Here is a 24,258-nt window from a genome sequence, read left to right on the forward strand (position 1 = left end):
GAGGAACATAAGAAATGGGTTATGAAGCTGGCAATTATGACGTCATCGTCGTGGGTGCCGGTCATGCTGGGGTTGAGGCTGCTCTTGCTTCTGCAAGACAGGGCGCTAAAACACTTGTATTGACTATCAACCTCGATATGGTTGCTTTTATGCCATGTAATCCGTCCGTAGGCGGTCCTGCAAAAGGGATTGTCGTTAGAGAAATTGATGCACTGGGCGGAGAAATGGCACGAAATATAGATAAGACGCATATTCAAATGCGCATGTTGAATACGGGGAAAGGACCTGCTGTTCGTGCTTTAAGAGCGCAAGCAGACAAGTTCCAATATCAGCATGAAATGAAAAAAACAATGGAAAATGAACCGAACCTGACAATGCTGCAAGGTATGGTGGATCATTTAATTGTAAAAGATGATGAATGTAAAGGTGTTGTTACACAAACAGGGGCAAACTATCGTGCGAAGTCTGTTGTATTAACGACGGGAACTTTCTTAAAAGGTCGCATTATTTTAGGGGATCTATCGTATTCAAGTGGTCCTAATAACCAGCAGCCATCTATCAAATTATCGGATCACCTAGCAGATTTAGGATTCGATTTGGTTCGCTTTAAAACAGGAACACCTCCTCGAGTGAATAGTCACTCGATTGACTATAGTAAAACAGAAATTCAACCAGGTGATGACGTTCCGCGGGCGTTTTCCTATGAAACGGTTGAATATATTACAGACCAACTCCCATGCTGGTTAACATATACAAGTTTAGAAACACATCAAATTATTGATGAGAATCTTCACCGTTCTCCAATGTATTCAGGTATGATTAAAGGAACTGGTCCTAGATACTGCCCTTCCATTGAAGACAAAGTGGTTCGTTTCAATGACAAACCGAGACATCAAATTTTCTTAGAGCCAGAAGGTCGTAATACGCAGGAAGTTTATGTTCAAGGATTGTCTACAAGTCTTCCGGAGGATGTACAGCAGCGCATGCTTTCAACCATCCCAGGACTCGAGAATGTACAAATGATGAGAGCGGGTTATGCCATTGAGTATGATGCAATTGTGCCTACTCAGTTGTGGCCTACACTCGAGACGAAGAAAATTTCTGGATTATATACAGCTGGCCAAATTAATGGTACGTCTGGCTATGAGGAAGCAGCAGGTCAAGGAATTATGGCAGGTATTAATGCAGGAAGAAAAGCATTGGGTAAAGAAGAAGTCATTTTAAGCCGATCTGATGCATATATCGGTGTTCTCATTGATGATCTTGTCACAAAGGGAACAAATGAACCTTACCGTCTTTTAACATCCCGTGCAGAGTATCGTTTGCTTCTTCGTCATGACAATGCGGATTTAAGATTAACTGAACTTGGCTATCATATTGGATTAATATCTCAAGAAAGATTCCAAGCATTCCAGCAGAAAAAAGAAGCCATTGAAGCAGAGAAAAAACGTTTATATTCAGTCATCATCAAACCTACAGCTGAGACACAAGAGTTTATTCGTTCACTTGGTGGAAGTGAGCTGAAGGACGGTATTCGTGCTAGTGATTTGATGAAGCGTCCAGAAATGAACTATGAATCAGTTGTGAGATTAGCTCCTGCTGAAACTCCGCTTCCTTCTGATGTGTGTGAGCAGGTAGAGATTCAAATTAAATACGAAGGTTATATCGAAAAGTCACTCCAACAAGTTGAAAAGCTGAAAAAGATGGAGAATAAAAAGATTCCTGATCGTATTGATTATGATGCCATCAAAGGAATTGCAACTGAAGCGAAACAAAAGTTGAAAGAAGTCCGACCGCTTTCTGTTGCACAGGCTTCTCGTATTTCAGGCGTTAACCCTGCTGATATTTCTATCCTTTTAGTATATTTAGAGCAGGGACGTATTGCGAAGATAGCAGAATAGAAAGGATGTCGGCATGAACATTGAACAATTTACAGCAGCACTAGAGGAGAAAGGGATCACTCTTTCTCCTGTGCAGCTTGAACAATTTGAAACTTACTTCCGCATGCTTGTAGAATGGAACGAGAAAATGAATTTGACGTCCATTACTGAAAAGGAAGAAGTGTATTTAAAGCATTTTTATGATTCCATTTCCGCATCATTTTTCATTGATTTTCACAAAGTGACGACGATTTGCGATATTGGAGCTGGTGCTGGTTTCCCGAGCATTCCTCTTAAAATTTGCTTCCCTCATCTACATGTGACCATTGTTGATTCTCTTCAGAAACGAATTACGTTTCTTAATGAGTTAGCAAAAGGGTTAAACTTACAAGATACTACTTTTTATCATGATCGTGCGGAGACGTTTGGACAACGTAAGGAAAAGCGTGAAAGCTATGATCTTGTCACTGCTAGAGCAGTTGCGCGTCTATCTGTCTTGAGCGAACTATGTCTCCCCCTTGTAAAAAAGGAAGGGCTGTTTGTGGCATTAAAAGCATCTGCTGCTGATGAAGAAATGCAAGCAGGGAAAAAAGCCGTTACTGTCCTCGGAGGAGAGGTTGTTGAAAAGCATTCCTTTGTTCTTCCTTTAGAAGAAAGCGAACGAAACATTATTGTCATTGAAAAGAAAAAGCAAACACCAAAAAAATATCCTAGAAAACCAGGAACACCTAATAAATCACCAATAGAAGGTTGATCATGTAAAAGGTCGGTTTTTCTTCAATATTTAAGATTTTACAGAAGGAAAAAACATGAGAAAATAGAATTATAAAAAGGTAGTTTTTAAAGGTGGTGTAGGTTCATGAAGCATTCACTCTCACGCTTCTTCGGGCTTGGTGACAAAGAACATCCTGAGCGTGAAACCGAAATAGAGGCAGAGATTGCTGAGCATGATACATTAAAGGAAGAGATACAGGAGCTCCCGGTTGACACAATTATGCCAAACCGTTTTCAGCCACGCACCATTTTTTCAGAAGAAAAGATACATGAGCTGGCCACGACGATTCATACCCATGGCATTATTCAACCTATTGTCGTCAGACCGACAGAAGAAGAAGGAAAATATGAACTGATCGCCGGTGAAAGACGATGGAGAGCGGTACAGACTCTTCAATGGGAGAAAATCCCCGCTATTATAAAAGATTTTACTGATACGGAAACGGCATCTGTCGCATTGATTGAAAATTTGCAAAGAGAAGAGCTGTCTGCTATTGAAGAGGCTCATGCCTATGCACGTCTTTTAGAGCTTCATGATTTAACACAGGAAGCGCTTGCTCAGCGTTTAGGTAAGGGACAATCTACTGTTGCAAACAAACTTAGACTTTTAAAGTTGCCTGAAGAGGTACAACAAGCCATTTTAGAGAAAAAAATCTCTGAAAGGCATGCACGTTCACTTGTACCCCTAAAGCTTCCAGAATTACAAATCGCACTCTTGCAGGAAATCATCGAAAAGCAGCTGAATGTAAAACAGACTGAAGAGCGTGTAGTGAAAATGCTTGAACAAAAAACAGATCGCAAACCGAGGCCAAAACGTAAGGCGTTTAGTCGTGATACACGAATTGCGATGAATACCATTCGTCAGTCTCTCCATATGGTAGAAGACAGCGGGCTTAAAATAAATACCGAGGAAGAAGAATTTGAGGAATATATCCAATTAACAATTCGGATTCCTAAATAGAAAAAAGCTGATGAGAGCCACTCGTCAGCTTTTTTTATTGATTCTACATTATATTTACTTATTATTCATAAATTGGTAGAATATGATTTTCATAGAGGGAAGGAGGTGACATAACTCGATGAAAATGAAAAAGATGAATCTTGTTATTATTTGTTATTTACTGTTTTCTTTTTCTCTTTTTACAAATGAAACAACCATATTTGCTGTGAACTCGCCAACGATTGCTCCAGATGAAAGCCCGCTGACCAAAAAAGAACTGAACGTTCTGAAGAAACAAGGTGTTGTTTCAAAAGAGATCACGTTAGATCAATTAAATCATGAACATGAGTCTCAGGACGACACTATTGACTTGATTTCAGCTGGCGATCATTTGAAAGATTATGGCTTACAACAAAACAAGCAGGATGAGTTTGTGACGGATGAAAAGCCTCACACCATCAAGCACCTTTTAGGAAGGCCGTATCCTGGTACCAATATTATGCCTAAAAAAGGGGATATCTTGGTGACAAACACTGATGCTGTGAAGGGTATCGTTGGACATGCAGGTATCGTCATTAATGAGGAAAGTTTTGCTTCTATTCCCGGGTTTCGACAGCATCCTCAGCTTGATTCCATTCTTAACTGGTTTCGCTATAATGCCAACACAAAGGTCATTCGGATTAATCAAAAGGAAACAGCAGACCTGGCAGGGGAATGGGCGCGTGATTATGTGAAAGCTCATCCAACTGCTCGATACTCCATCACTATGTCCATTCAATCACTGGATCCGACCTATTGTTCAAAGATTGTGTGGCAGGCCTATGCCAAAACAGGCGATGCTGTAGGTCATGCGACATTTACCATTAAGACACCCTATGGATTCTTAAAAAAGAGAAGCTACAAAACGGTGATCCCTAAGATCATTGTGAACGAAGGCCGAACAATCGGTGGATTACAATTTTGATAGATGCCCTCACTTTTGATGCAAGTGAGGGTTTTTCATATTGATTTTTTCTTCAATAGTTATATTGATATATTTTTTACTGTGTTTAAATTCGTTTTTTCATGTGCGAAAATAGAGATTTGCTGACGAATATATAATGGAGAAACAAAAAAAGCAAACGTTTCATACTTTTTTTGATAGAATAGGAAGTATGAATGAATGAGAAACTTGTTAAGTTGAAAGTGGGTGTCATCGTGGGAAAAATCATAGCGATTACCAACCAGAAGGGCGGCGTCGGGAAGACGACAACTTCTGTTAATTTGAGTGCGTGTTTAGCATACATAGGTAAACGAGTGTTGTTAGTTGATATTGATCCGCAGGGTAATGCCACGAGTGGTATTGGGATTGAGAAGGCCGACGTAGAAAAGTGCGTGTACGATATTTTAGTTGATGATGCAGATGTTCTTGATGTGATTAAGACGACAGAGGTCGAAAATCTCGATGTCATTCCTGCGACGATACAACTTGCAGGGGCTGAAATAGAGCTTGTGCCTACGATTTCACGAGAAGTGAGATTGAAGAGAGCACTTGAGTCTGTTAAGCAAAATTATGATTATATGATTATTGACTGCCCGCCATCACTCGGATTACTGACGATTAATGCGTTAACCGCATCCGATTCCGTTTTAATTCCGGTACAGTGTGAATATTATGCGCTTGAAGGATTGAGCCAATTATTAAACACTGTTCGTCTCGTGCAGAAACATTTAAATACGGATCTTGCCATTGAAGGTGTATTGCTGACAATGCTTGATGCACGAACAAATCTTGGGATTCAAGTCATCGAAGAAGTGAAGAAATACTTCAGAGATAAGGTCTATCAGACCGTGATTCCGCGAAATGTAAGACTGAGTGAAGCGCCTAGTCATGGGAAACCGATTATCTTGTATGATCCACGTTCAAGAGGTGCAGATGTCTATTTAGACTTAGCAAAGGAAGTGGATGCGAATGGCTAAAGGTCTTGGAAAGGGTATTAATGCACTATTTAACACTGTAGATTCAAATGAAGAAACGGTTGAAGAAATCAAAATAAAGGATTTGCGTCCGAACCCATATCAGCCAAGGAAAACGTTTGATGAAGATGCATTGTCTGATCTGAAAGAATCTATTCAGCAGCATGGTGTGTTACAGCCGATCATTGTCCGCAAATCGATTAAAGGATATGACATTGTAGCAGGTGAACGTCGTTTCCGTGCAGCTCAACAAGCTGGTCTGACAACGATTCCTGCGATCGTCCGAGAATTTTCAGAAACGCTGATGAGAGAAATTGCCCTTTTAGAAAACTTGCAACGAGAGGATTTATCTCCATTAGAAGAAGCGGAAGCCTATGCTTCCTTGCTAGATCACCTAAGTGTGACGCAAGAAGAATTAGCGAAGCGATTAGGGAAGAGCAGACCGCATATTGCGAATCATCTCCGCCTTTTGACTTTACCGGATGAAGTACAAAAGCTGATTGCAGATGGTACGTTATCGATGGGACATGGAAGAACCTTGCTTAGCTTGAAAAACAAAAATAAGCTGGCGCCATTGGTAAAGAAAATCGTGGACGAGGGATTAAACGTACGTCAGGTTGAGAAACTTGTTCAGCAGTTAAACGAAAATGTTCCACGTGAAACAAAGAAAAAAGAAGCACCAAAGGATCGAGTGTTGAAAGAAAGAGAGTCTTTCTTACAAAACTACTTTGGCACTTCAGTGTCGATCAAGAAACAGAAGAAAAAAGGAAAAATAGAGATTGAATTTCTCTCCAACGAAGATTTAGAAAGAATCCTCGAATTGCTTTCTACGAGAGAATCATCAGAGTGACCATCTTGATACGAGATGGTCTTTTTTATATTCTCCCAGTGATATTTTGAATAGGAGCAAAGAGAGAACGACTTTTTTCTCTTGTCCAATCCATTTGATCAATATGAGATAGACTTTCAGAAAGTGTATTGGCCATAGACATGACAAGATGAAGGCGTGTGTTTTGGAGAACGAAGTATTCCATAAAGCCGCTCACATTGACGATCCCATTAATATGAATATCTCCTACCTCTGGCAGCTCTTTTTGTACACCCGCTCCAGGCTTTAACGGTCCATCGCCAATTTGGAAGGAGCCTACACTTTTCACTCTTCCTAAACAGGCATCAATTGCTACAATAAATGGATGTTTATGAGCTTGTTCAATTTCAGCAAGCTTTTCTTTTAAATTAACCGCATGAACTGGGTCAGAGAGCGTTCCATATACATGAAGCTTTTTCAAATCAAGACCTGAAAGCTTTGTACCAACAAGTGGACCTAGAGAGTCGCCAGTTGAGCGGTCTGTTCCAATACAAACGATGGCAACGGGTCTTTTTCCTGCTTTCTGAAGATGCGAGAATAAAATACTTTTAAGCTGTTGAATGGCGTTTGTATCCGTATGGGACACGTATTCTTTCACCCTATTTCTAAAAAAAAGACCGTTCTTGCTATTCATAGGTCTCACTTCCTTGTCATAGTAGTTAGTAACAGTATACGGAAACAAGCTTAATTCTATACCTATGAGGTGATGATTGTGTGGAAGGCTGGTTCAAGGTGGACGCTTTTAATTTTAGGAAGCTTAATAGGAGCGGGGTATGCTTCCGGCCAAGAAATTTGGCAGTTTTTTGGCATTGATAGTGGACTAGCCATTCTACTGTTTACATTGATGTTCATGCTGTCTACCTATGTGGTGTTAAAAATTAGTTATGAGGTACGTGCCGATCACTTTGTGCCAGTGCTAGAGCGGCTTGTCGGTCCATGGCTGGCTAAAGTGTATGACGTTTTAATTGTCCTTTATTTATTCACGACAACGACAGTCATGATTGCCGGTGGTGGGGTGACGCTAGAGATGTATCATGTGCCATTTTGGGTGGGTATCGGTGCCTTTTGTCTATTTTCATTTATGATTTTTTTCTGGGATGTGAAAGGGCTCTTATCTGTGAATGCTTTCATTATACCAATTTTGGTGGCGGGGCTCATCTATGCGTTTGTTTTTTATTATATGAACCATGATCATATGTGGCGGATTGATTTTGGACAGCAGTACAATTGGCCTGCCAGTATTGTCTTTGCTTCTTTGAATATATTATCTGTGGTCGCAGTGCTGTCTTCGGTTGGGAAAGAAATGAAGGGACTTGGAGAGGCAAAAGTGGCGAGTATATTAAGTGGTCTGATTTTTGGGGTTATCTCGTACGTGTATAACGAAATACTGGTTGATATTTCTGGGAGCCTATCAGCAGAAGGCATTCCCTTGTTTACAGTATTAGAAGGAGCGCCAACATCATTGTTTGTTTTTATGACCGTTGTCCTTTGTCTAGCCATTTATACGACGACAGCGGCAGGTTTATTTGGTTTATCCAGCCGAATGCTCTCTTTTGTACCATTGCCTCGATGGTTGGTGGTGCTCATAATGCTTCTTTTAATGGCGCCTTTGACATCTCTTGGGTTTGCCGATTTGATTGCTTTCTTGTATCCAATATATAGCTTGCTGAATCTGTATTTGCTTGTCTGTTTAATGCTATATCCGATTTTAAGTAAAAAGATATTTTCTCACCCTAAAAATTATATTGATAAAATAAAATAAGCACCTCTCTTTGGCAGAGCTGTGCTTATTTTATACGAATAGAATCAATGGCTTCTTTGATATCATCATAGACTGGCATTTGCTTAAGACGCTGAAGGCGTTCTTCTAGTTCTGAAATGGCTTGTCCTTTTAAGTGCTGAGAGATGTGTTGTTTGACAATGGTCGTCTGGTTGATCATGTCTTCTGTTTTAGACAATTGATACTCCAAGTGCACGCGAGTGTTTGCTAATTCGTCATGCAGTCGCATTTTGAGCAGCCGTTTTAGATCCTTTCGCTGTCCTTCTCTTCGTATGGCCTGAATGGCGGCTATCTCTTCTGGGGACTGCGTTTGTGTTTGTGGTGCTGATTGATTTTCAAATACAGACATGGAGCGGCGGGCACTCACATTTTGCAAGAAACGCTGGGCGTCACTAGGAGGTTTATTTTGATTGATCATGCGGCGACTCCTTTCTTAATGAATACCCATTTGCATCGCAAGGCGCCTATCTGCCTTGGCGTAATCATCACCCATTGTGTACATATGTCTTGAAAGGGTAGAAAGTTCTTGTTCGTAATCTCTCAAGGTATACAGGGCATTCAGTTGTTTTTCATGTGAATAAAAGGAGGAATGAGGTTGTTCCATCCTCACTTCTTCTACTAGTGCTTCCACATCACTTGGACTTAATAAATCATAGTGACCAAAGCCGACGAGTCCTTTGAGCTCTTGTTTTACATGCTGGACGGCGTCTTTTACACTTTCATCGATCCCATCAATTTTATCAAATATAGTGTGTACTTCATGATCAATCACACTTTGGAGATCGTAGGATGAATTTTTCAGTAAATGGGATTTTATGATAATTTCTAGACCGCTTTGTGCATATGCACGTCCAGAATGGATTTCTTGCAACAGCATGGCTGTAAAACTTGTATTATGATCAAGTTGTTCATCTAAAATCCGGGCAGATCCATCTTTGTGGAATGAATATCCATTTTCTTTTAAGCTCCCAGAAATTAGAGCTAAAAAAGCATTTGTATCAAAGGATTCGTTCCATTCTATATTCATAGACGCAAAAGCTGATTTTAAAAAGGTGTCAATTTCTCTTTGTTTATATTTAACCGATTCTTGGACGGCGCCTTGTCGCTGTGGCGGTACGGTGTACTTAACTTGACCAACTCCATGATCATGACGATTGAGTAAACCTACATAATGACTAGGTTGAATATATTCAGTCAAGACCCGTGTATAATCACCTTGCTGCGCTTTCTCCTGAATCGAAGGCGCCAGACTGCTCCAAATATTGGGGCTATCAAAGGTGATGGCTTTTTTGACAGCTGGTTGTTCTGTTGCAACATAAGCACAAACAGCACCGGCAAGGGCTTGTCCAGTGAGATAAATACCTGCATTGGGGTGCTTCTGACTGATTTGCTCTATGTACTCCTTCCCTTTATAAAAGACATGATCTTGATTGCTATCAAGGGACTTCCTTTGAATGGGATAGGCATAATCTGTTTTAAGCAATGACTGTGCCGCGGTGTGTACATCTTGTGGCGAGGTCACCGGCATTTGATTTGGCATTGGACAGTGAAAAGCGACGATGAACTCATCTGCTTTCTCCGGCTGCATCGTTAAACCATATAATTGATGATCGACCTTGAGAAAATCATGGACAGTGAGCGTTTGTTGACCTATTTCTATCGTATGGTGCTGCTGGTAATGATCTATGTTTCCAGCATGATCGGATATGATTTTATATTCTTTATCAGTTAATCTATCCTTTCGATTGACCATCGTACCTGCTCCCTCACATAACATTTATGCAGATATCATAAATCAAAAAATATGGAAAAACCACAGCGTTCTACCAAGAAAAACCTTTTGGCCTACAGTGTTTGTGACAATATTGAAAAAAAGCGGAGTTTAAGTAACTATTGGTCACAAATAAAATGATCTAAAAGAAGGGTTTTTTCTATAAACAAGAATAGGAGAAAAAGGGTCTTTGCTTTGTGCATTGCTCTTCATCGTCGTTTTTTTGTACAATAGATTCAATGAAGTGAGCAAGAGAGGTGTAAGCTGATGGCAGACAAAGCGTTTGGGTTACATGACGTCGTTGAAATGAAGAAACCCCATCCATGTGGTGTCAATCGGTGGAAAGTGATTCGATTGGGCATGGATATTCGCATTAAATGTGAAGGCTGCGGGCATAGCGTCATGATTCCCAGAAGAGACTTTGAACGAAAAATGAAGAAAATTCTCGTCAAGCATGAGGAGCCAACTGCTTAAGTAGGCCTCATGCTTTTTTGATGAAATTTGTCTTTTGTATAGAAGAATTAGATGCAAATTCCCGTTTTAAAGGATTGATTTATTCTTTTTGGCAATGTTTCTTCTATTGATAATGCGTAACGGTTAGCTTGTCTTTTCATGTAAACCTACTTATAATTGCTCTAGGTTCATATTACGCAGTATAACGAGCACGTTTGATATAGAGGAGATGAAAGAATGGCTTTAACAGCTGGTATTGTTGGCTTACCTAACGTCGGGAAGTCAACGCTATTTAATGCAATTACACAGGCTGGAGCGGAGTCTGCTAACTATCCGTTTTGTACCATTGATCCAAACGTCGGAATTGTAGAAGTTCCAGACGAGCGTTTGCAAAAACTAACAGAATTGGTGCAGCCGAAAAAGACAGTTCCGACTGCTTTTGAATTCACTGATATTGCCGGTATTGTCAAAGGGGCTTCAAAAGGTGAAGGTTTAGGGAATAAATTCCTTTCGCACATTCGTCAAGTAGATGCAATCTGTCACGTGGTGAGAGCTTTTGCTGATGATAACATCACGCACGTATCAGGTAAGGTTGACCCTGTGTCAGATATCGAAACCATTAATTTAGAGTTGATTTTGGCTGATTTAGAAACAGTTGAAAAACGTTTGGCTCGTGTGAGTAAGCTTGCAAAACAAAAGGATAAGGAAGCGGTAGCTGAATTTGATATTTTGTCGAAGCTAATGCATGCATTTGAAGCTGGGAAATCGGCAAGATCTGTAGAATTTACAGAGGAGCAACAGAAACTTGTGAAACAGCTTCATTTACTCACATCTAAACCAGTTCTTTATGTAGCAAATGTGAGTGAGGACGAAGTAGCAGATCATGACGGCAACGAGTATGTGCAGCAAATCCGTGAGTTTGCTTCCGGTGAAAATGCTGAAGTCATCGTCGTATGTGCGAAGATCGAGTCTGAAATTGCAGAGCTTGAAGGGGAAGAGAAACAGATGTTCCTTGAAGAGCTTGGCATTAAAGAGTCAGGTCTAGATCAGCTGATTCAAGCATCTTATTCACTTCTTGGTTTAGCTACTTATTTCACAGCAGGTGAGCAGGAAGTACGCGCTTGGACGTTTAAAAAGGGAATGAAGGCGCCGGAATGTGCTGGAATCATTCATACAGACTTTGAGCGTGGGTTCATTCGTGCTGAAACGGTTGCATATGAAGATTTACTTGCTGGCGGGAGCATGTCTGCTGCAAAAGAGGCTGGAAAAGTCCGTCTAGAAGGTAAAGAATATGTAGTGAAAGATGGAGACGTTATTCATTTCCGTTTTAATGTATAGGTTCTTGTCATAGGCCAAGTAATTTGTTATAATATACAATTGTGAGTAATATAATTTATTGCTCCTTGCCCGTTTAGGGCCGCTTAGACCAAAAGGAGGTGCAATCAGATGAGAAAGTACGAAGTTATGTACATCATCCGCCCAACAGTTGACGATGAGGCTAAAAAAGCAGTTATCGAGCGTTTCAATAACGTGTTAACTTCTAACGGTGCGGAGATCACTGGAACAAAGGATTGGGGTAAACGTCGTCTTGCATACGAAATCAACGATTTCCGTGAAGGCTTCTACCAAATCGTAAATGTTCAATCTGACGCTGCAGCAGTTCAAGAATTTGACCGCTTAGCTAAGATCAGTGACGATATCATTCGCCACATTGTTGTTAAAGAAGAAGTATAAATCATTGAAATATATATTTAAAGGTGGTCTTTCAATATGCTAAACCGTGTTGTATTGGTCGGAAGACTAACAAAAGACCCTGAGCTTCGCTACACGCCTAATGGTGCGGCTGTAGCCACGTTTACTCTAGCTGTGAATCGTACGTTTACGAATCAATCTGGAGAGCGTGAAGCCGATTTCATTAACTGTGTTACTTGGAGAAGACAAGCCGAGAATGTGGCTAATTTCTTGAAAAAAGGAAGTCTTGCCGGTGTAGACGGTCGTTTGCAGACAAGAAACTATGAAAATCAGCAAGGACAGCGTGTCTTCGTGACAGAGGTTCAAGCTGAGAGTGTTCAATTTCTTGAGCCTAAGAGCGGCGGTGCTGGTTCAGGTGGATACAGCGGCGGTGGCAATAGCGGAGGCCAGTATTATGGCGGTAGCCAAAACGATCAGAATCCATTTGGAAATGAACCAAGTCAAAATCCATATGGCAATCAAAGCAACCAACAAAATCGTAATCAGGGAAATAGCTTCAATGATGACCCATTTGCGAATGACGGTAAACCGATTGACATCTCCGATGATGATTTGCCATTCTAATTGATCTGAAAAAACAATGACTAAAGGAAAGGTGTGAAAACAAATGGCAGGTGGACGCAGAGGCGGTCGTGCGAAACGTCGTAAAGTATGTTTCTTTACTTCTAACGGTATCACGCACATCGATTACAAAGATGTTGATCTTCTTAGAAAGTTTGTTTCTGAGCGTGGTAAAATTTTACCTCGTCGTGTAACAGGAACTAGCGCTAAGTATCAACGTAAATTGACATTAGCGATTAAAAAATCACGTCAAATGGCATTACTTCCATACGTTACTGGTGAGTAAGTCGTTGACTTAAAAGCGGAGAGCCTCGAGCTCTCCGCTTTTTTTTATTGTCTCAAGAAGATCTCACTTGAACTGGCTAGAGCTGATTTTGGCGGGTATCCTAGGAGAAGTATGTAAAATAGACAGTTTGTTCTATACAAATATGGGGTCGATCTGTCATATTGGTAGTCAAGAAAATAATTGCAGTCAGGGCGTGGAAAGATGATTGAATTTAGGAAGGTATCAATGCAATTTTCAGATGAGCGTTATGCTGTTGAATCGGTTGATTTAGAGATTCAGAAGGGCGAGTTCTTTGTTTTCATTGGACCTAGTGGAAGCGGGAAAACGACGTCATTGAAAATGATCAATCGTCTCATTTCTTCTACAGAAGGTGAGATTTACATAAAGGGTCAAAAAATAAATGATTATGATATGTACGAGCTGCGATGGGATATTGGTTATGTTCTGCAGCAAATTGCTCTTTTTCCTCATATGACCATTGAAGAAAATATTGCTGTGGTTCCAGAGCTCAAACGATGGAGCCGTCACGAGATCAATAAGCGAGTGGAGGAATTGATGCAGATGGTTGGGCTTGATCCTGCTATGTATCGGCATCGGAAGCCGTCAGAGCTATCTGGTGGACAGCAGCAGCGTGTTGGTGTGGCACGTGCACTTGCAGCTGATCCTGAGATTATCTTGATGGATGAACCCTTTAGTGCGTTAGATCCACTAACGAGGGAGAAATTGCAGGATGATCTGCTTGATTTGCAGCGCCGTATTCAAAAGACCATTGTCTTCGTGACGCATGATATGCAGGAGGCGATGAGACTCGGTGATCGGATTTGTATCATGAAGGAAGGGAAAGTGGTGCAGATAGGTCGTCCTGAGAAATTGGTTCAACACCCGGTCAATGCTTTTGTTCGAGAGTTTGTCTCAGGTGCTACTCGCCATGTAGGACAACAAGCGTTTGAGCTAGAGGCCATGGCTAGACCAATGCCTCATGAGTCTCTTTTAGGCTATGAAGCAATCACAACACATGCCACGCTGAATGAGGTCTTATCCGAATTGGCAAAGCATGAGGAATTGGCTGTGGAAAAGGACGGGGAGCGAATTGGACTAGTGAATCGTCAAGCGGTGATTCAGTTTTTAGCTGATTCTCCTAAAGAGAGGGGCGAATCACATGAATGACTGGATCAATGTGTTATTGGATCGAAAAGAACAATTGGGTCATGCTTTACTTGAACATATTCAAATTTCGCTTATTGCTTTATTTTTAGCCATTTTGATTGCCATTCCATTAGGTATCTATTTAACGAGGGTGCCAAAGCTTGCAGAATGGGTGATTGGGGTGACGGCGGTCTTGCAAACAATCCCGTCTCTTGCGCTGCTTGGCTTGCTGATTCCTCTTGTTGGGATTGGGCAAGTGCCTGCGATTATTGCGCTTGTCGTTTATGCCCTCCTCCCGATTTTAAGGAATACATATACAGGCATTCAGGAGGTCGATCCTTCGCTGAGAGAAGCGGCGCTTGCCATGGGAATGAATCACCGCAAACGATTATTAAAGGTAGAGCTGCCTCTAGCTATGCCAGTTATCATGGCAGGTATCCGAACCGGGATGGTTCTCATCGTGGGAACTGCCACTCTTGCCGCACTGATTGGAGCTGGGGGATTAGGAAGCCTTATTTTGTTAGGAATTGACCGAAATGATATGGCACTCATTGTCATTGGTGCTATACCAGCTGCCTTACTCGCACTCTTATTTGATGTGGTACTGCGCACGTTTGAGAGAATCTCTTTTAAAAAGACTGTGATCTCTGTGACGGTTTTTGCTGTGATTGCAGGAGCTATTGTCGCGGGCCCATCATTGTTTCAACAAGAAAAAAAAGAAATCACCATCGGTGGAAAGTTAGGATCAGAGCCTGAAATTCTAATCTCGATGTATAAACTTTTAATTGAACAGGATACGGATATTCAAGTCAATCTTAAGCCTGGTCTTGGCAAGACGTCTTTTGTTTTTCAAGCTTTACGGTCTGGTGATATTGACATTTATCCTGAGTTTACGGGTACTGTAATTTCTGAGTTCCTCAAACAAACAGCGAAAAGCACAGATAAAGAAAAAGTGTATGAGCAAGCGCGGCGCGGTTTGGAATCATCCTTTCAGCTCCGCCTTCTTGAGCCGATGGCTTACAACAATACGTATGCTTTAGCCGTGCCTCAGTCGTTGGCTGATCAATATGATGTATCCAATATTTCAGATCTAGGCAAGATCAAGAATCGCATAAAGGCTGGATTTACCTTAGAATTTTCTGATCGACAGGATGGGTATCGAGGTATTCAAAAGACCTATCAGTTTTCCTTTGATGATGTGGTGACGATGGAACCGAAGCTTCGGTATCGAGCGATTCAAAAAGGAGATATCAATTTAGTCGATGCCTATTCGACAGACAGTGAATTGAGGCAATACAAGTTAAAGGTGCTTAATGATGATCAGCATGTTTTCCCGCCATATCAAGGAGCACCGCTGTTAAGGCAAGAGACATTAACGGAGTACCCTGAGATTGAGACCTCTCTCAATAAGCTCGGGGGTCAAATTACAGACGATGAGATGAGAGAAATGAATTATGAAGTGAATGTGCAAGGTAAGGATGCATTTCAGGTAGCGAAAGCCTATTTAAAAAAGAAAAAATTACTGCATTAATCAAGGAAGAGCAGGTCTGTTATGTAAAAGCAGATCTGCTTTTTTAAAAGGAAAAACAAAAATCGTTGACTTTTATTTAAAAACATCATATCCTTAATTCGAGATAAATATATTTTTTTAATTTAATATCTCGAATTCGAGATAATATAAAGACAGCAGTCAAGACATAATGAATAGAGGCTTGTTACTTCATGATAGGAGGTCATTAGAAGTGAAGAAAACAGAAGGAATTCACCATATCACAGCAATTGTAGGGCATCCTCAGGAGAACGTTGATTTTTATGCAGGTGTTTTAGGACTTCGTCTCGTGAAGAAGACCGTGAATTTTGATGATCCAGGTACTTACCATTTATATTTTGGAAATGAAGGAGGATCTCCGGGAACGATTATTACGTTTTTCCCTTGGCCAGGTGCTCAAAAGGGACAAATTGGCGCGGGTCAAGTGGGGGTGACGACATATGTTGTACCACCAGGCGCTTTCTCTTTCTGGAAGGAACGTCTTGAGCAGTTTGATATTTCTTATGAAATGGTTGAACGCTTTGATGAAGCCTTTCTCTCATTTGAAGATCCACACGGCTTGTTGATAGAGCTAGTAGAACGTGCGGATGGAAAACAAAATGATTGGACATTTAACGGAGTTACGCCAGATGTAGCGCTAAAAGGGTTTGGGGGAGCTGTTTTATTAACATCACAGCCAGAGCAAACGATGCAGCTGCTAGAACAAACAATGGGATTCGAACGAGTTGGAGCAGAAGAGGATTATGTAAGATTCCGTTCATTTGGTGAGATAGGGAATGTCATTGATGTGAACAAGACACCTGTTGCACGCGGACGTATGGGTGTTGGGGTGGTGCATCATATTGCATGGAGAGCGACCGATGATCAGGATCAGTTAGATTGGCAAAGACATATTGCACAAAGCGGGTATCAAGTGACACCTGTGCAAGATCGAAATTACTTCAATGCGATTTATTTTAGAGAGCTTGGCGGCATATTATTTGAAATTGCAACTGATCCTCCAGGGTTTGCACACGATGAATCAGTGGAAACTATGGGTGAAGCATTGAAACTTCCACCACAATATGAAGCGCAGCGCAGTCAGATTGAACAAATTGTGCTACCGATAGAAGTGAGAGAGTTGAAAGGGAAAGGAGACGCATGATGAAACATCTTTTTCGTAAAGGAAAGAATGATCAAAGACCTGTTTTGTTATTACTGCATGGTACTGGCGGGACAGAAGAAGATTTATTGCCGCTTGCCGATTTAGTCGATGCTGACGCTTCTGTTCTTAGTGTGAGAGGAAATGTGTTGGAAAACGGTATGCCGCGCTTTTTCAGACGTTTAGCTGAGGGTATTTTCGATGAGCAGGATTTAATTGAGCGGACAGAGGAACTGTATACATTTATCGGAGACGCAGCAGATAAATATGGATTCGATCGTCATAATGTCGTCGCTCTCGGATATTCCAATGGGGCGAACATTGCAGGAAGTCTTTTATTCCATTACGAGGATGCGTTAAAAGGAGCGATCCTGCATCATCCAATGGTTCCAAGACGCGGTGTTTCATTGCCTTCATTAGCGGGGAAACAAGTCTTTATCGCAGCTGGTGAAAATGACCCAATGTGCCGACCAGAGGATTCACAAGAACTCGAGCAATTGCTGCAAGGCGCAGGCGCTTCGGTCACACTACATTGGGAAAACCGCGGACATCAGTTAACGAGAGAAGAAGTCGATGCTGCGGCATTATGGTATCGTCGTCAATTTTAATGAAGGTAGGGAAAATAGGTGGGATTTTTACAGAAGCTTTTTGGACAAACCAAACAAAAGGAGATGGAACAAATGGAAAACGTAAAATTAGCAGTTATTTATTATAGTTCAACCGGTACAAACTATCAGATGGCAAAATGGGCAGAGGCGGGAGCGAAAGAAGCTGGCGCCGAAGTGAAAGTATTAAAGGTTGCTGAATTGGCACCAGAAGCAGTTGTAGCATCAAATCCAGCATGGAAAGCACATTTAGACGAAACAAAGGATATCCCAGAGGTTCAATTAAGTGATTTAGAGTGGGCAGATGCCATCATCTTTAGCATGCCAACACGTTTTGGTAACTTACCGGCTCAAATGAAGCAATTTTTAGACACAACTGGTGGCCTATGGTTCCAAGGGAAATTGGCAAACAAAGCGGTAAGTGCAATGACATCTGCACAAAACCCAAATGGTGGGCAGGAGCAGACCATTCTTAGTCTTTACACAACAATGTTCCACTGGGGAGCGATTATTGCCGCTCCTGGTTACACAGATGACTCATTGTATGGTGCAGGGGGTAACCCATACGGCGTGAGTGTCACTGTTGACCAAAACGGAAAGATCCAAGAGGATGCAGAAGCTGCTGCAAAACATCAAGCAAAACGTACGGTCAATGTAGCAGAATGGATCAAAAAGGGTCAAAACGCTTAATGAATGAATACAAAAAGAATGCAGCCTAGGCGCTGCATTCTTTTTTATTTAATAAGGATCTGATGGTGTGCTGTTGTTAATCGCATCATCCACGGCTTGAGCGGCGCCTGTAGAGCCTATAGGTCCGCTTGGCTGTTCTTGTTTGAAGGCCTTTAAGCCGTCAGCGACACGCTTTCCGTAGTCAGGGTCTGCCTTTGTAAAGTTTTCGATCATTTGCGCTTGAATGTCCTTTTGACAAGTCGCAAGAGTGTTGACTAAGTTCTTAATCAATTCCTCACGTTCCCAATCATTGAAGCGGCGATACGTTTCTCCGGCTTGTCCGAAGTTGTTTGGGCGGTCAATGGCTTCCCGTTTGACGTCACCCTCTACAAAAGGCGTATGATCCTTCCCGTCCTGCTTAGCTTCTTTTAGTCCGCCGAGAATCGATGGTTCATAATTTACATGGGGGTTTTGGCCTTTGCCTTGATCGACCTGGTATTCCATTTGCCCATCTCTTTGATTCGTGGCGACATGCTTTTTCGGGGCATTGATCGGCAGCTGTAAATAGTTCGGTCCCACTCGATATCGCTGCGTGTCAGAGTAAGAGAAGGTGCGTCCTTGAAGTAATTTATCATCTGAGAAATCCAAGCCGTCTACAAGAACGCCAGTCCCAAAGGCAACTTGCTCAACTTCTGCGAAATAATTTTCTGGATTTTTGTTTAATACCATTCGTCCAATAGGCTTCCATGGATAGTCATCCTTGTACCATAGCTTGGTTGGATCAAGCGGGTCAAAGTCAAGGTGAGGATGGGCATCATCTTCCATGATCTGCGCATAGACCTCCCATTCAGGATGATGCTTCATATAAATCCTGTGTGGCGTGATTAAAGTTTTCGCCTTGTATCGCTTGAGCCTGTTCTTGTGTCAGGTTGCGAATGCCTTGCTTCGGTTCAAAGTGATATTTGACCAGTACCGCTTTTCCTTCATGGTTCACCCATTTGTAGGCATGCACACCTGAGCCTTGCATGTGCCGATAGGTTGCTGGGATGCCCCATGGTGAAAAGAGAAATGTCACCATATGTGTCGCTTCAGGAGATTGCGAGACGAAGTCAAAAATACGTTCGCCGTCCTGACGGTTGGTGACAGGGTCTGGCTTAAACGCATGAACCAAATCGGGAAATTTCAAAGCATCTCGGATAAAGAAAATTTTCAGGTTGTTTCCAACGAGATCCCAGTTGCCTTCTTCTGTATAAAATTTAATCGCAAACCCTCTCGGATCGCGCAATGTTTCTGGAGAATGACCGCCGTGAAGACAGAAGAAAAACGGACGAAAACAGGTGTCTTTTTTCCTTTTTTCTGAAATAATTTCGCTCTTGTATAAGTAGAAATAGGTTCATCACCGAATGTGCCATAGGCTTCAAAATAACCGTGAGCTCCCGCCCCGCGTGCATGGACGACACGTTCAGGAATACGTTCGCGGTCAAAATGACTGATTTTTTCTAGGAAATCGTAGTTTTCAAGCGTAGTCGGGCCTCTATTTCCGACGGTTCTCATATTTTGATTGTCTGTTACGGGGTGACCTTGCCGATTTGTCAAAGTGTCTTCTGGCTCTGAAGATGATTTAGGGTGTTGATCTTCTTTCAATTCGAATCCCTCCTTCAATATCTCCCTAACAATATGGTCATCTTTCTCCCTATTTCATACAAGGATTGATATAATGATTGAAAACTTTCACGAGGAGCGAACCTGATGATTCGATTACACTGCCTTCATGCCCATCCGTCTAATCAGTCTTATATAGAAGACGTGTTTGATGATCCAGATATTGAGTTGCATCACACGGTCGATTCATCATTTATAGAACGTGCCACACAAGATCCAGATTTTCATCCTCACAAGCAACAAGCCTATGCCATCAACAAACTGATGAAAGAAGATGAAGCTGACATCATTCTGCTCACGTGTACACAATACATTGCCGCATTAGGTGATCAAAAGCATCTCTTTAAACAACCAATTGTTCCTATCGATGAACCTTTATTTGAGCTGATTTGTCAGAGAAAAGGGCCGCTTCAACTTGTGTTTTCAAACCCGGATACAGTGGAGGGGACAATGGAGCGGCTTGAATCATATGCAAAAAAGCACGGCAAACAGATTGATGCAGAAGTTATGGTGATGGAGGGTGTCTTTCATCTTTGCCTAAACGGTGATTTGCACGCTTATGAGGAGGAAATTAAAAAGCAGCTCAGAAGATGTATGAAAGAAGATGGGGACATTTGCGTGATGCAGTTATCGATGGTTCATGCGGCACAGCAGATGGTAGAAGAGACAGGTGTTCCGATCATTCATCCGCTTTCTCCACTTAAACAGTATGTCCATCAAACAATATCTGCTTTGAAAGAGTGAACCTGCCTGGTTCGCTCTTTTTGTATAGAAACGGAAATGGAATGACATGATAAAAAATAATTAAGTGCAAACTATTTTTAAAAGGAGCGCGTCTATCCATTGTAAGAAATAACCGATGCGCATTTAAGATAAAGGAGCTCTTTGCAAAATGAAGAAACGAAAAATTGAGGATCAATTTGCTGATTACGTAATGGAGCATAAACACAGTTTTTATCGATTGTCCTATAGTTATGTCAAAAATCCAGAAGATGCGATGGATGTCGTTCAAGAGGCGATTCATAAAGCACTCAAATCTGTTCACAGATTAGAGGATGCGACCAAGATGCATAGCTGGTTTTATAAAATCGTGGTGAACGCTGCCCTAGACTTTTTACGAAAGAAGAAGCGGGTGCAAGTGACAGATGATGACACGCTTGAGTTCTTATCACAGGGTGAATCAGATGTTTATGAAGATCAAGATGTCAGACGAGCCATAGAGGATTTACCCGACATGTACCGGGTCATCATTATCTTGAGATTCTTTGAAGATTTAAAACTAGAGGACATCGCCCACATTCTCGAAGAAAACGAAAACACCATCAAAACAAGATTATATAAGGCGTTGCGGCTTTTAAAAGTAGAATTATCGCAGGAGGAATTATAAATGGATAAGCATTTGGAACAGTTAAAAGAGGAATATTTAGAAATCCCTATTCCGCCGGAATTTGATGCTATGGTTGAACGAACATTAAAACGAAAAAACAAAAAAACTCATTTTCAGCAATGGACGATCGGACTTGTTGCTGCGGCTGCTTTATTTGTCACGACTGTGAATGTCAGTCCACAGGCGGCAAGAGCGATTTCAGAGGTACCGATCATTGGCGAGCTGGTGAAAGTTGTGACATTCACTGAATTTAAAAAGAGCGACCAAGGAACGAATATTGACCTTAAAACACCACACGTTTCAGGGCTTGGGGACGGAAAATTACAAGACAGCCTGAATCAAAAATATTTAGCTGAAAACAAAAAGCTGTATCAAGATTTCGAAAAGGAAACAAAGGGTTATAAAAATGGTCATTTGAGTGTAGAGAGCGGATATGAAGTGAAAACAAACAATGACCAAATCCTTTCACTAGGTCGATACAAGGTAACGACTCAGGCTTCTGCGGCAGAGGAAATGACATATGATACGATCGATAAGAAAAACCATGTACTCATTACATTGCCAAGTCTGTTTAAAGATGATCGGTATATTGATGTGATTAGTGAAAATATTAAAGAACAAATGAAGAAACAGATGAAAGAGGATTCAAATAAGATTTACTGGATTACCAAGCAAGATACGGTTGATCCGTTTAAGAAGATTCAGCCAGACCAAAGTTTCTATATCAATTCAAAAGGCAAACTGGTGATTTCTTTTAATGAATATGATGTGGCGCCTGGTTACATGGGCGTAGTTGAATTTACGATTCCAACAAGTGTGCTAAAGGATATTCTTGTCAGCGATATGTACATTCATTAAAAGAAGAAAAAAGACTGCTGAACTTGTCAGCAGTCTTTTAATGTTTATTATGAAAGTGCGTCTGTCAGTGCAGGTACAACTTGTTTCTTTCTTGATACGACACCTTTTAGTAAAGCAGTGTTGTTTTCAAGTGTGACATGAAATGCTTTTTCTACTTTTGCCGCTTCTGCACCGAGAGCAAGTGCAAGAGAGTCATTTTCTAGGATGTCTGTGATCACTAGAACGAATAGATCAAGACCTTTCGCTGCGATGACTTCATTGATTTTCGCTTCAATATCAGTCTGTCTTGCTGTCACTTCTGCGATATCTACTGTATTGACTTGCGCAATTTCCACTTTGCTATTGCCTAGTTCGAATTCTTTTGCATCGATTGTAATTAATTCTTGAACCGTTTTTTGGCTTAGGTCAGCACCAGCTTTTAGCATGTCTAGGCCGTAAACTTCTGGATCTACCCCTGCGATTTCAGCTAGCTCATGCGCAGCATCAATATCCTGCTGTGTGCATGTTGGGGATTTGAATAGCAAGGAATCAGAAATGATTGCAGATAAAAGCAAACCAGCGATTTCTTTTTCAATCTTCACTTGGTTCTCTTTGTACATTTTGTTTAAGATTGTTGCTGTACAGCCAACAGGCTCAGCGCGATAGTATAGAGGTTCACTTGTTTCAAAGTTGGCAATACGGTGATGGTCAATGACTTCAGTCACTTGTACTTGATCAATATCGCTTACACTTTGTTGGAATTCGTTATGATCGACAAGAATGACTTGCTTTGTTTCATTTGCAGCCGTTTCAATGAAACGAGGTGCTTCTTGTTTAAAGAAGTCTAATGCGAATTGTGTTTCTCCGTTGATTTCTCCAAGTCTGACCGCTTCTGCTTCGACGCCGATTTTATTTTTTAGATCAGCGTAAGCGATAGCAGAGCAAATCGTGTCTGTGTCAGGATTTTTGTGTCCGAATACGAGTGTTTTTCCCATGTGAATTCTCCTTCTTACATTTATTGATGATGTTTCTATTCTAACAGCTTTTGTCCTTGAATTCAGGGTTTATAGCTAAGAATAATTTAAAAAATTGTAACATGCTGTTTGAAAAGTTGCATGTACGATTCTGTATCAGTGTTCCACGTGAAACGCTCTTAAGATAGCCTGCATTTTACTTGCGATTTACCGCTATGGTAAAATAAAGGTTGGGGTAAGACATGGAGTAGCTTACATCGTACGTATACATAGAAGGACACATTGAGCAAGATATAGTAAAAGGATTGGATAGAGGTGAAGGTGTGAAACAAACAAAAGCGTTAGTAGAGGGCGCTATCATGATCAGTATTTTCTCTGTCATGACGCTGTTTTATTTGTATGTGCCGCTATTATCCATTATTTTCTTTCTAGCTGCTCCGATTCCGATCATCCTCTATACAATCAGGCACGGCTTGAAAAAAGGAATTGCTGCTGGCGCTATCGGGATAGTGATCAGCTTTTTAATTGGGTCTATTAATGGACTCATGACTGCGCCCGTTCTGATTGCTGTCGGATTAGGCATGGGTGTTTTCTACAGCAGACGGCAGCCCGGGAATGCCATCATTGCAGGTGGGCTGATTTATTTATTCAGTTTTCTTATCTCCTTTATTGTCAGTGTTCAGCTTTTTCAAATCGATATCATGAATATTGCGAAAGAGTCGATTGAGCAAATGATGCCGATGGTAGAGAGTACTTTAAAGCAATCCGGCGCGTCTGAAAAGGAGATTGCCAAACAGCTCAAACAGTTTAAAGAGTTGCAGGATACAGCATTAAACGCTTTACCTGTAGCGCTTTTGATCACTGCTACTTTGATGGCTTTTGTGAATCATTGGTTCGTGCGGCCCTTGATCAAACGGTTTGTATCAGACATGCCAGTCCTTAAGAAATTTAAGGATTTGCGGCTGCCAAAAAGCATGGTATGGTATTATTTACTCACACTGCTTTTGATGCTGATTCAGACAGAAAAAGGCAGCTTTTTATGGCTCGTTCAATCGAGTGCGTTTAAAATTTTATTTATACTGGTGCTTATTCAGGGATTTTCTTTTATCTTCTATTATTGCCACGAAAAAGGCATCTCAAAAGCAGTCCCCATTTTCGCTATCGTGTTAGGGGTTCTCTATCCGCCAGTCGGTGTGGTTGTGCGTATCATAGGGATTGCTGACATAGGCTTTGATTTAAGAGAAAAAGTGAAAAACAAATAATTCAC

Annotated in this window: 25 protein-coding genes and 1 pseudogene; 21 read left to right on the top strand and 5 right to left on the bottom strand. The window is 41.3% G+C overall.

Going from position 1 to position 24,258, the window contains the following annotated elements:
- Positions 1-14: 14 nt before the first annotated feature.
- The 6 genes from mnmG (at position 15) to GPS65_RS18170 (ending at position 6,400) form a co-directional block, all read left to right on the top strand.
- Positions 15-1,901 (top strand): tRNA uridine-5-carboxymethylaminomethyl(34) synthesis enzyme MnmG, encoded by a 1,887-nt coding sequence (gene mnmG, locus GPS65_RS18145; RefSeq protein WP_012011920.1) that lies wholly within the window; start codon positions 15-17, stop codon positions 1,899-1,901.
- A gap of 13 nt (positions 1,902-1,914) precedes the next feature.
- On the top strand, positions 1,915-2,634 hold the full coding sequence (gene rsmG / locus GPS65_RS18150; protein ID WP_012011919.1) for a 16S rRNA (guanine(527)-N(7))-methyltransferase RsmG: 720 nt from the start codon (positions 1,915-1,917) through the stop codon (positions 2,632-2,634).
- A 105-nt stretch (positions 2,635-2,739) separates the two neighbouring features.
- Positions 2,740-3,615: a nucleoid occlusion protein gene (noc, locus tag GPS65_RS18155; protein WP_012011918.1), complete on the top strand. Its 876-nt coding sequence runs from the start codon at positions 2,740-2,742 to the stop codon at positions 3,613-3,615.
- A 118-nt stretch (positions 3,616-3,733) separates the two neighbouring features.
- Positions 3,734-4,558, top strand: a complete 825-nt coding sequence (locus GPS65_RS18160; RefSeq protein ID WP_012011917.1) for a C40 family peptidase — start codon at positions 3,734-3,736, stop codon at positions 4,556-4,558.
- A 233-nt stretch (positions 4,559-4,791) separates the two neighbouring features.
- Positions 4,792-5,553: a sporulation initiation inhibitor protein Soj gene (gene soj, locus GPS65_RS18165; RefSeq protein WP_034620351.1), complete on the top strand. Its 762-nt coding sequence runs from the start codon at positions 4,792-4,794 to the stop codon at positions 5,551-5,553.
- The gene (locus tag GPS65_RS18170) at positions 5,546-6,400 is read left to right on the top strand and encodes a ParB/RepB/Spo0J family partition protein (protein WP_041816105.1); all 855 of its coding nucleotides are present in this window, start codon (positions 5,546-5,548) and stop codon (positions 6,398-6,400) included. The genes soj and GPS65_RS18170 overlap by 8 nt, the downstream gene beginning before the upstream one ends.
- Positions 6,401-6,425: 25 nt before the next feature.
- Here GPS65_RS18170 and yyaC read toward each other — a convergent pair whose 3' ends face one another.
- On the bottom strand, positions 6,426-7,052 hold the full coding sequence (gene yyaC, locus GPS65_RS18175; protein ID WP_003215235.1) for a spore protease YyaC: 627 nt from the start codon (positions 7,050-7,052) through the stop codon (positions 6,426-6,428).
- Positions 7,053-7,124: 72 nt separating this feature from the next.
- Here yyaC and GPS65_RS18180 point away from each other — a divergent pair, with 72 nt between their 5' ends.
- Complete coding sequence (locus GPS65_RS18180; protein WP_081112347.1) at positions 7,125-8,180, top strand: YkvI family membrane protein; 1,056 nt, start codon at positions 7,125-7,127, stop codon at positions 8,178-8,180.
- Positions 8,181-8,205: 25 nt separating this feature from the next.
- On the opposite strand, the gene GPS65_RS18185 is transcribed toward GPS65_RS18180, so the two are convergent.
- The gene (locus GPS65_RS18185; protein ID WP_012011912.1) at positions 8,206-8,616 is read right to left on the bottom strand and encodes a hypothetical protein; all 411 of its coding nucleotides are present in this window, start codon (positions 8,614-8,616) and stop codon (positions 8,206-8,208) included.
- Between the two features lie 15 nt (positions 8,617-8,631).
- Positions 8,632-9,951, bottom strand: coding sequence for a phage hydrolase (locus GPS65_RS18190; protein ID WP_041816102.1), 1,320 nt, complete (start codon positions 9,949-9,951; stop codon positions 8,632-8,634).
- 285 nt (positions 9,952-10,236) lie between these two features.
- Here GPS65_RS18190 and GPS65_RS18195 point away from each other — a divergent pair, with 285 nt between their 5' ends.
- From GPS65_RS18195 to wrbA, 10 genes are all read left to right on the top strand, one after another.
- Positions 10,237-10,443, top strand: coding sequence for a DUF951 domain-containing protein (locus GPS65_RS18195; protein WP_012011910.1), 207 nt, complete (start codon positions 10,237-10,239; stop codon positions 10,441-10,443).
- Positions 10,444-10,659: 216 nt separating this feature from the next.
- A complete protein-coding gene (gene ychF / locus GPS65_RS18200; RefSeq protein WP_012011909.1) occupies positions 10,660-11,760 on the top strand; it encodes a redox-regulated ATPase YchF in 1,101 nt (366 codons plus the stop codon).
- 108 nt (positions 11,761-11,868) lie between these two features.
- Complete coding sequence (gene rpsF / locus GPS65_RS18205) at positions 11,869-12,156, top strand: 30S ribosomal protein S6 (protein ID WP_003215073.1); 288 nt, start codon at positions 11,869-11,871, stop codon at positions 12,154-12,156.
- Positions 12,157-12,192: 36 nt separating this feature from the next.
- On the top strand, positions 12,193-12,738 hold the full coding sequence (gene ssbA / locus GPS65_RS18210) for a single-stranded DNA-binding protein SsbA (protein WP_003215157.1): 546 nt from the start codon (positions 12,193-12,195) through the stop codon (positions 12,736-12,738).
- A gap of 43 nt (positions 12,739-12,781) precedes the next feature.
- Positions 12,782-13,021 (top strand): 30S ribosomal protein S18, encoded by a 240-nt coding sequence (gene rpsR / locus GPS65_RS18215; protein ID WP_008347556.1) that lies wholly within the window; start codon positions 12,782-12,784, stop codon positions 13,019-13,021.
- Positions 13,022-13,222: 201 nt separating this feature from the next.
- Positions 13,223-14,188: an ABC transporter ATP-binding protein gene (locus GPS65_RS18220; protein WP_012011908.1), complete on the top strand. Its 966-nt coding sequence runs from the start codon at positions 13,223-13,225 to the stop codon at positions 14,186-14,188.
- Entirely contained in the window at positions 14,181-15,698 is a 1,518-nt protein-coding gene (locus GPS65_RS18225; protein WP_119125662.1) for an ABC transporter permease/substrate-binding protein, read from the top strand. Before GPS65_RS18220 ends, GPS65_RS18225 begins: the two co-directional genes overlap by 8 nt.
- 169 nt (positions 15,699-15,867) lie before the next feature.
- Positions 15,868-16,860 (top strand): ring-cleaving dioxygenase, encoded by a 993-nt coding sequence (locus GPS65_RS18230; RefSeq protein WP_162900867.1) that lies wholly within the window; start codon positions 15,868-15,870, stop codon positions 16,858-16,860.
- Complete coding sequence (locus GPS65_RS18235) at positions 16,857-17,465, top strand: alpha/beta hydrolase (protein ID WP_144474236.1); 609 nt, start codon at positions 16,857-16,859, stop codon at positions 17,463-17,465. Before GPS65_RS18230 ends, GPS65_RS18235 begins: the two co-directional genes overlap by 4 nt.
- Positions 17,466-17,537: 72 nt before the next feature.
- On the top strand, positions 17,538-18,152 hold the full coding sequence (gene wrbA / locus GPS65_RS18240) for an NAD(P)H:quinone oxidoreductase (RefSeq protein ID WP_186303743.1): 615 nt from the start codon (positions 17,538-17,540) through the stop codon (positions 18,150-18,152).
- A 48-nt stretch (positions 18,153-18,200) separates the two neighbouring features.
- Here wrbA and katX read toward each other — a convergent pair.
- Positions 18,201-19,685, bottom strand: a pseudogene (gene katX, locus GPS65_RS19910) (catalase KatX).
- Positions 19,686-19,880: 195 nt separating this feature from the next.
- Here katX and GPS65_RS18250 point away from each other — a divergent pair.
- The 3 genes from GPS65_RS18250 (at position 19,881) to rsiV (ending at position 22,038) form a co-directional block, all read left to right on the top strand.
- Entirely contained in the window at positions 19,881-20,537 is a 657-nt protein-coding gene (locus GPS65_RS18250) for a hypothetical protein (protein ID WP_144474235.1), read from the top strand.
- Positions 20,538-20,685: 148 nt separating this feature from the next.
- Positions 20,686-21,180, top strand: coding sequence for an RNA polymerase sigma factor SigV (locus GPS65_RS18255; RefSeq protein WP_144457360.1), 495 nt, complete (start codon positions 20,686-20,688; stop codon positions 21,178-21,180).
- Positions 21,181-22,038 (top strand): anti-sigma-V factor RsiV, encoded by an 858-nt coding sequence (gene rsiV / locus GPS65_RS18260; RefSeq protein ID WP_144457358.1) that lies wholly within the window; start codon positions 21,181-21,183, stop codon positions 22,036-22,038.
- A 47-nt stretch (positions 22,039-22,085) separates the two neighbouring features.
- On the opposite strand, the gene GPS65_RS18265 is transcribed toward rsiV, so the two are convergent.
- Positions 22,086-23,012, bottom strand: a complete 927-nt coding sequence (locus GPS65_RS18265; protein ID WP_144457356.1) for a manganese-dependent inorganic pyrophosphatase — start codon at positions 23,010-23,012, stop codon at positions 22,086-22,088.
- 302 nt (positions 23,013-23,314) lie between these two features.
- On the opposite strand from GPS65_RS18265, the gene GPS65_RS18270 reads away from it, so the two are divergent.
- Positions 23,315-24,253, top strand: coding sequence for a YybS family protein (locus GPS65_RS18270; RefSeq protein WP_041816396.1), 939 nt, complete (start codon positions 23,315-23,317; stop codon positions 24,251-24,253).
- Positions 24,254-24,258: the final 5 nt, after the last annotated feature.

The sequence above is a fragment of the Bacillus pumilus genome (genome assembly GCF_009937765.1).
Classification (GTDB): Bacteria; Bacillota; Bacilli; order Bacillales; family Bacillaceae; genus Bacillus; species Bacillus pumilus_O.

What these genes read in the sequence shown, in the direction of transcription:
- GPS65_RS18225 (WP_119125662.1), top strand. Translation starts at nt 14,181, where the DNA reads ATGAATGACTGGATCAATGTGTTATTGGATCGAAAAGAACAATTGGGT.
- GPS65_RS18250 (WP_144474235.1), top strand. Translation starts at nt 19,881, where the DNA reads ATGATTCGATTACACTGCCTTCATGCCCATCCGTCTAATCAGTCTTAT.
- rpsR (WP_008347556.1), top strand. Translation starts at nt 12,782, where the DNA reads ATGGCAGGTGGACGCAGAGGCGGTCGTGCGAAACGTCGTAAAGTATGT.
- GPS65_RS18230 (WP_162900867.1), top strand. Translation starts at nt 15,868, where the DNA reads ATGAATAGAGGCTTGTTACTTCATGATAGGAGGTCATTAGAAGTGAAG.
- yyaC (WP_003215235.1), bottom strand. Translation starts at nt 7,052, where the DNA reads ATGAATAGCAAGAACGGTCTTTTTTTTAGAAATAGGGTGAAAGAATAC.
- GPS65_RS18185 (WP_012011912.1), bottom strand. Translation starts at nt 8,616, where the DNA reads ATGATCAATCAAAATAAACCTCCTAGTGACGCCCAGCGTTTCTTGCAA.
- noc (WP_012011918.1), top strand. Translation starts at nt 2,740, where the DNA reads ATGAAGCATTCACTCTCACGCTTCTTCGGGCTTGGTGACAAAGAACAT.
- rsmG (WP_012011919.1), top strand. Translation starts at nt 1,915, where the DNA reads ATGAACATTGAACAATTTACAGCAGCACTAGAGGAGAAAGGGATCACT.
- GPS65_RS18220 (WP_012011908.1), top strand. Translation starts at nt 13,223, where the DNA reads ATGATTGAATTTAGGAAGGTATCAATGCAATTTTCAGATGAGCGTTAT.
- rsiV (WP_144457358.1), top strand. Translation starts at nt 21,181, where the DNA reads ATGGATAAGCATTTGGAACAGTTAAAAGAGGAATATTTAGAAATCCCT.
- GPS65_RS18195 (WP_012011910.1), top strand. Translation starts at nt 10,237, where the DNA reads ATGGCAGACAAAGCGTTTGGGTTACATGACGTCGTTGAAATGAAGAAA.
- wrbA (WP_186303743.1), top strand. Translation starts at nt 17,538, where the DNA reads ATGGAAAACGTAAAATTAGCAGTTATTTATTATAGTTCAACCGGTACA.
- GPS65_RS18235 (WP_144474236.1), top strand. Translation starts at nt 16,857, where the DNA reads ATGATGAAACATCTTTTTCGTAAAGGAAAGAATGATCAAAGACCTGTT.
- GPS65_RS18180 (WP_081112347.1), top strand. Translation starts at nt 7,125, where the DNA reads ATGATTGTGTGGAAGGCTGGTTCAAGGTGGACGCTTTTAATTTTAGGA.
- ychF (WP_012011909.1), top strand. Translation starts at nt 10,660, where the DNA reads ATGGCTTTAACAGCTGGTATTGTTGGCTTACCTAACGTCGGGAAGTCA.
- GPS65_RS18255 (WP_144457360.1), top strand. Translation starts at nt 20,686, where the DNA reads ATGAAGAAACGAAAAATTGAGGATCAATTTGCTGATTACGTAATGGAG.
- rpsF (WP_003215073.1), top strand. Translation starts at nt 11,869, where the DNA reads ATGAGAAAGTACGAAGTTATGTACATCATCCGCCCAACAGTTGACGAT.
- GPS65_RS18170 (WP_041816105.1), top strand. Translation starts at nt 5,546, where the DNA reads ATGGCTAAAGGTCTTGGAAAGGGTATTAATGCACTATTTAACACTGTA.
- GPS65_RS18265 (WP_144457356.1), bottom strand. Translation starts at nt 23,012, where the DNA reads ATGGGAAAAACACTCGTATTCGGACACAAAAATCCTGACACAGACACG.
- GPS65_RS18190 (WP_041816102.1), bottom strand. Translation starts at nt 9,951, where the DNA reads ATGGTCAATCGAAAGGATAGATTAACTGATAAAGAATATAAAATCATA.
- mnmG (WP_012011920.1), top strand. Translation starts at nt 15, where the DNA reads ATGGGTTATGAAGCTGGCAATTATGACGTCATCGTCGTGGGTGCCGGT.
- GPS65_RS18160 (WP_012011917.1), top strand. Translation starts at nt 3,734, where the DNA reads ATGAAAATGAAAAAGATGAATCTTGTTATTATTTGTTATTTACTGTTT.
- ssbA (WP_003215157.1), top strand. Translation starts at nt 12,193, where the DNA reads ATGCTAAACCGTGTTGTATTGGTCGGAAGACTAACAAAAGACCCTGAG.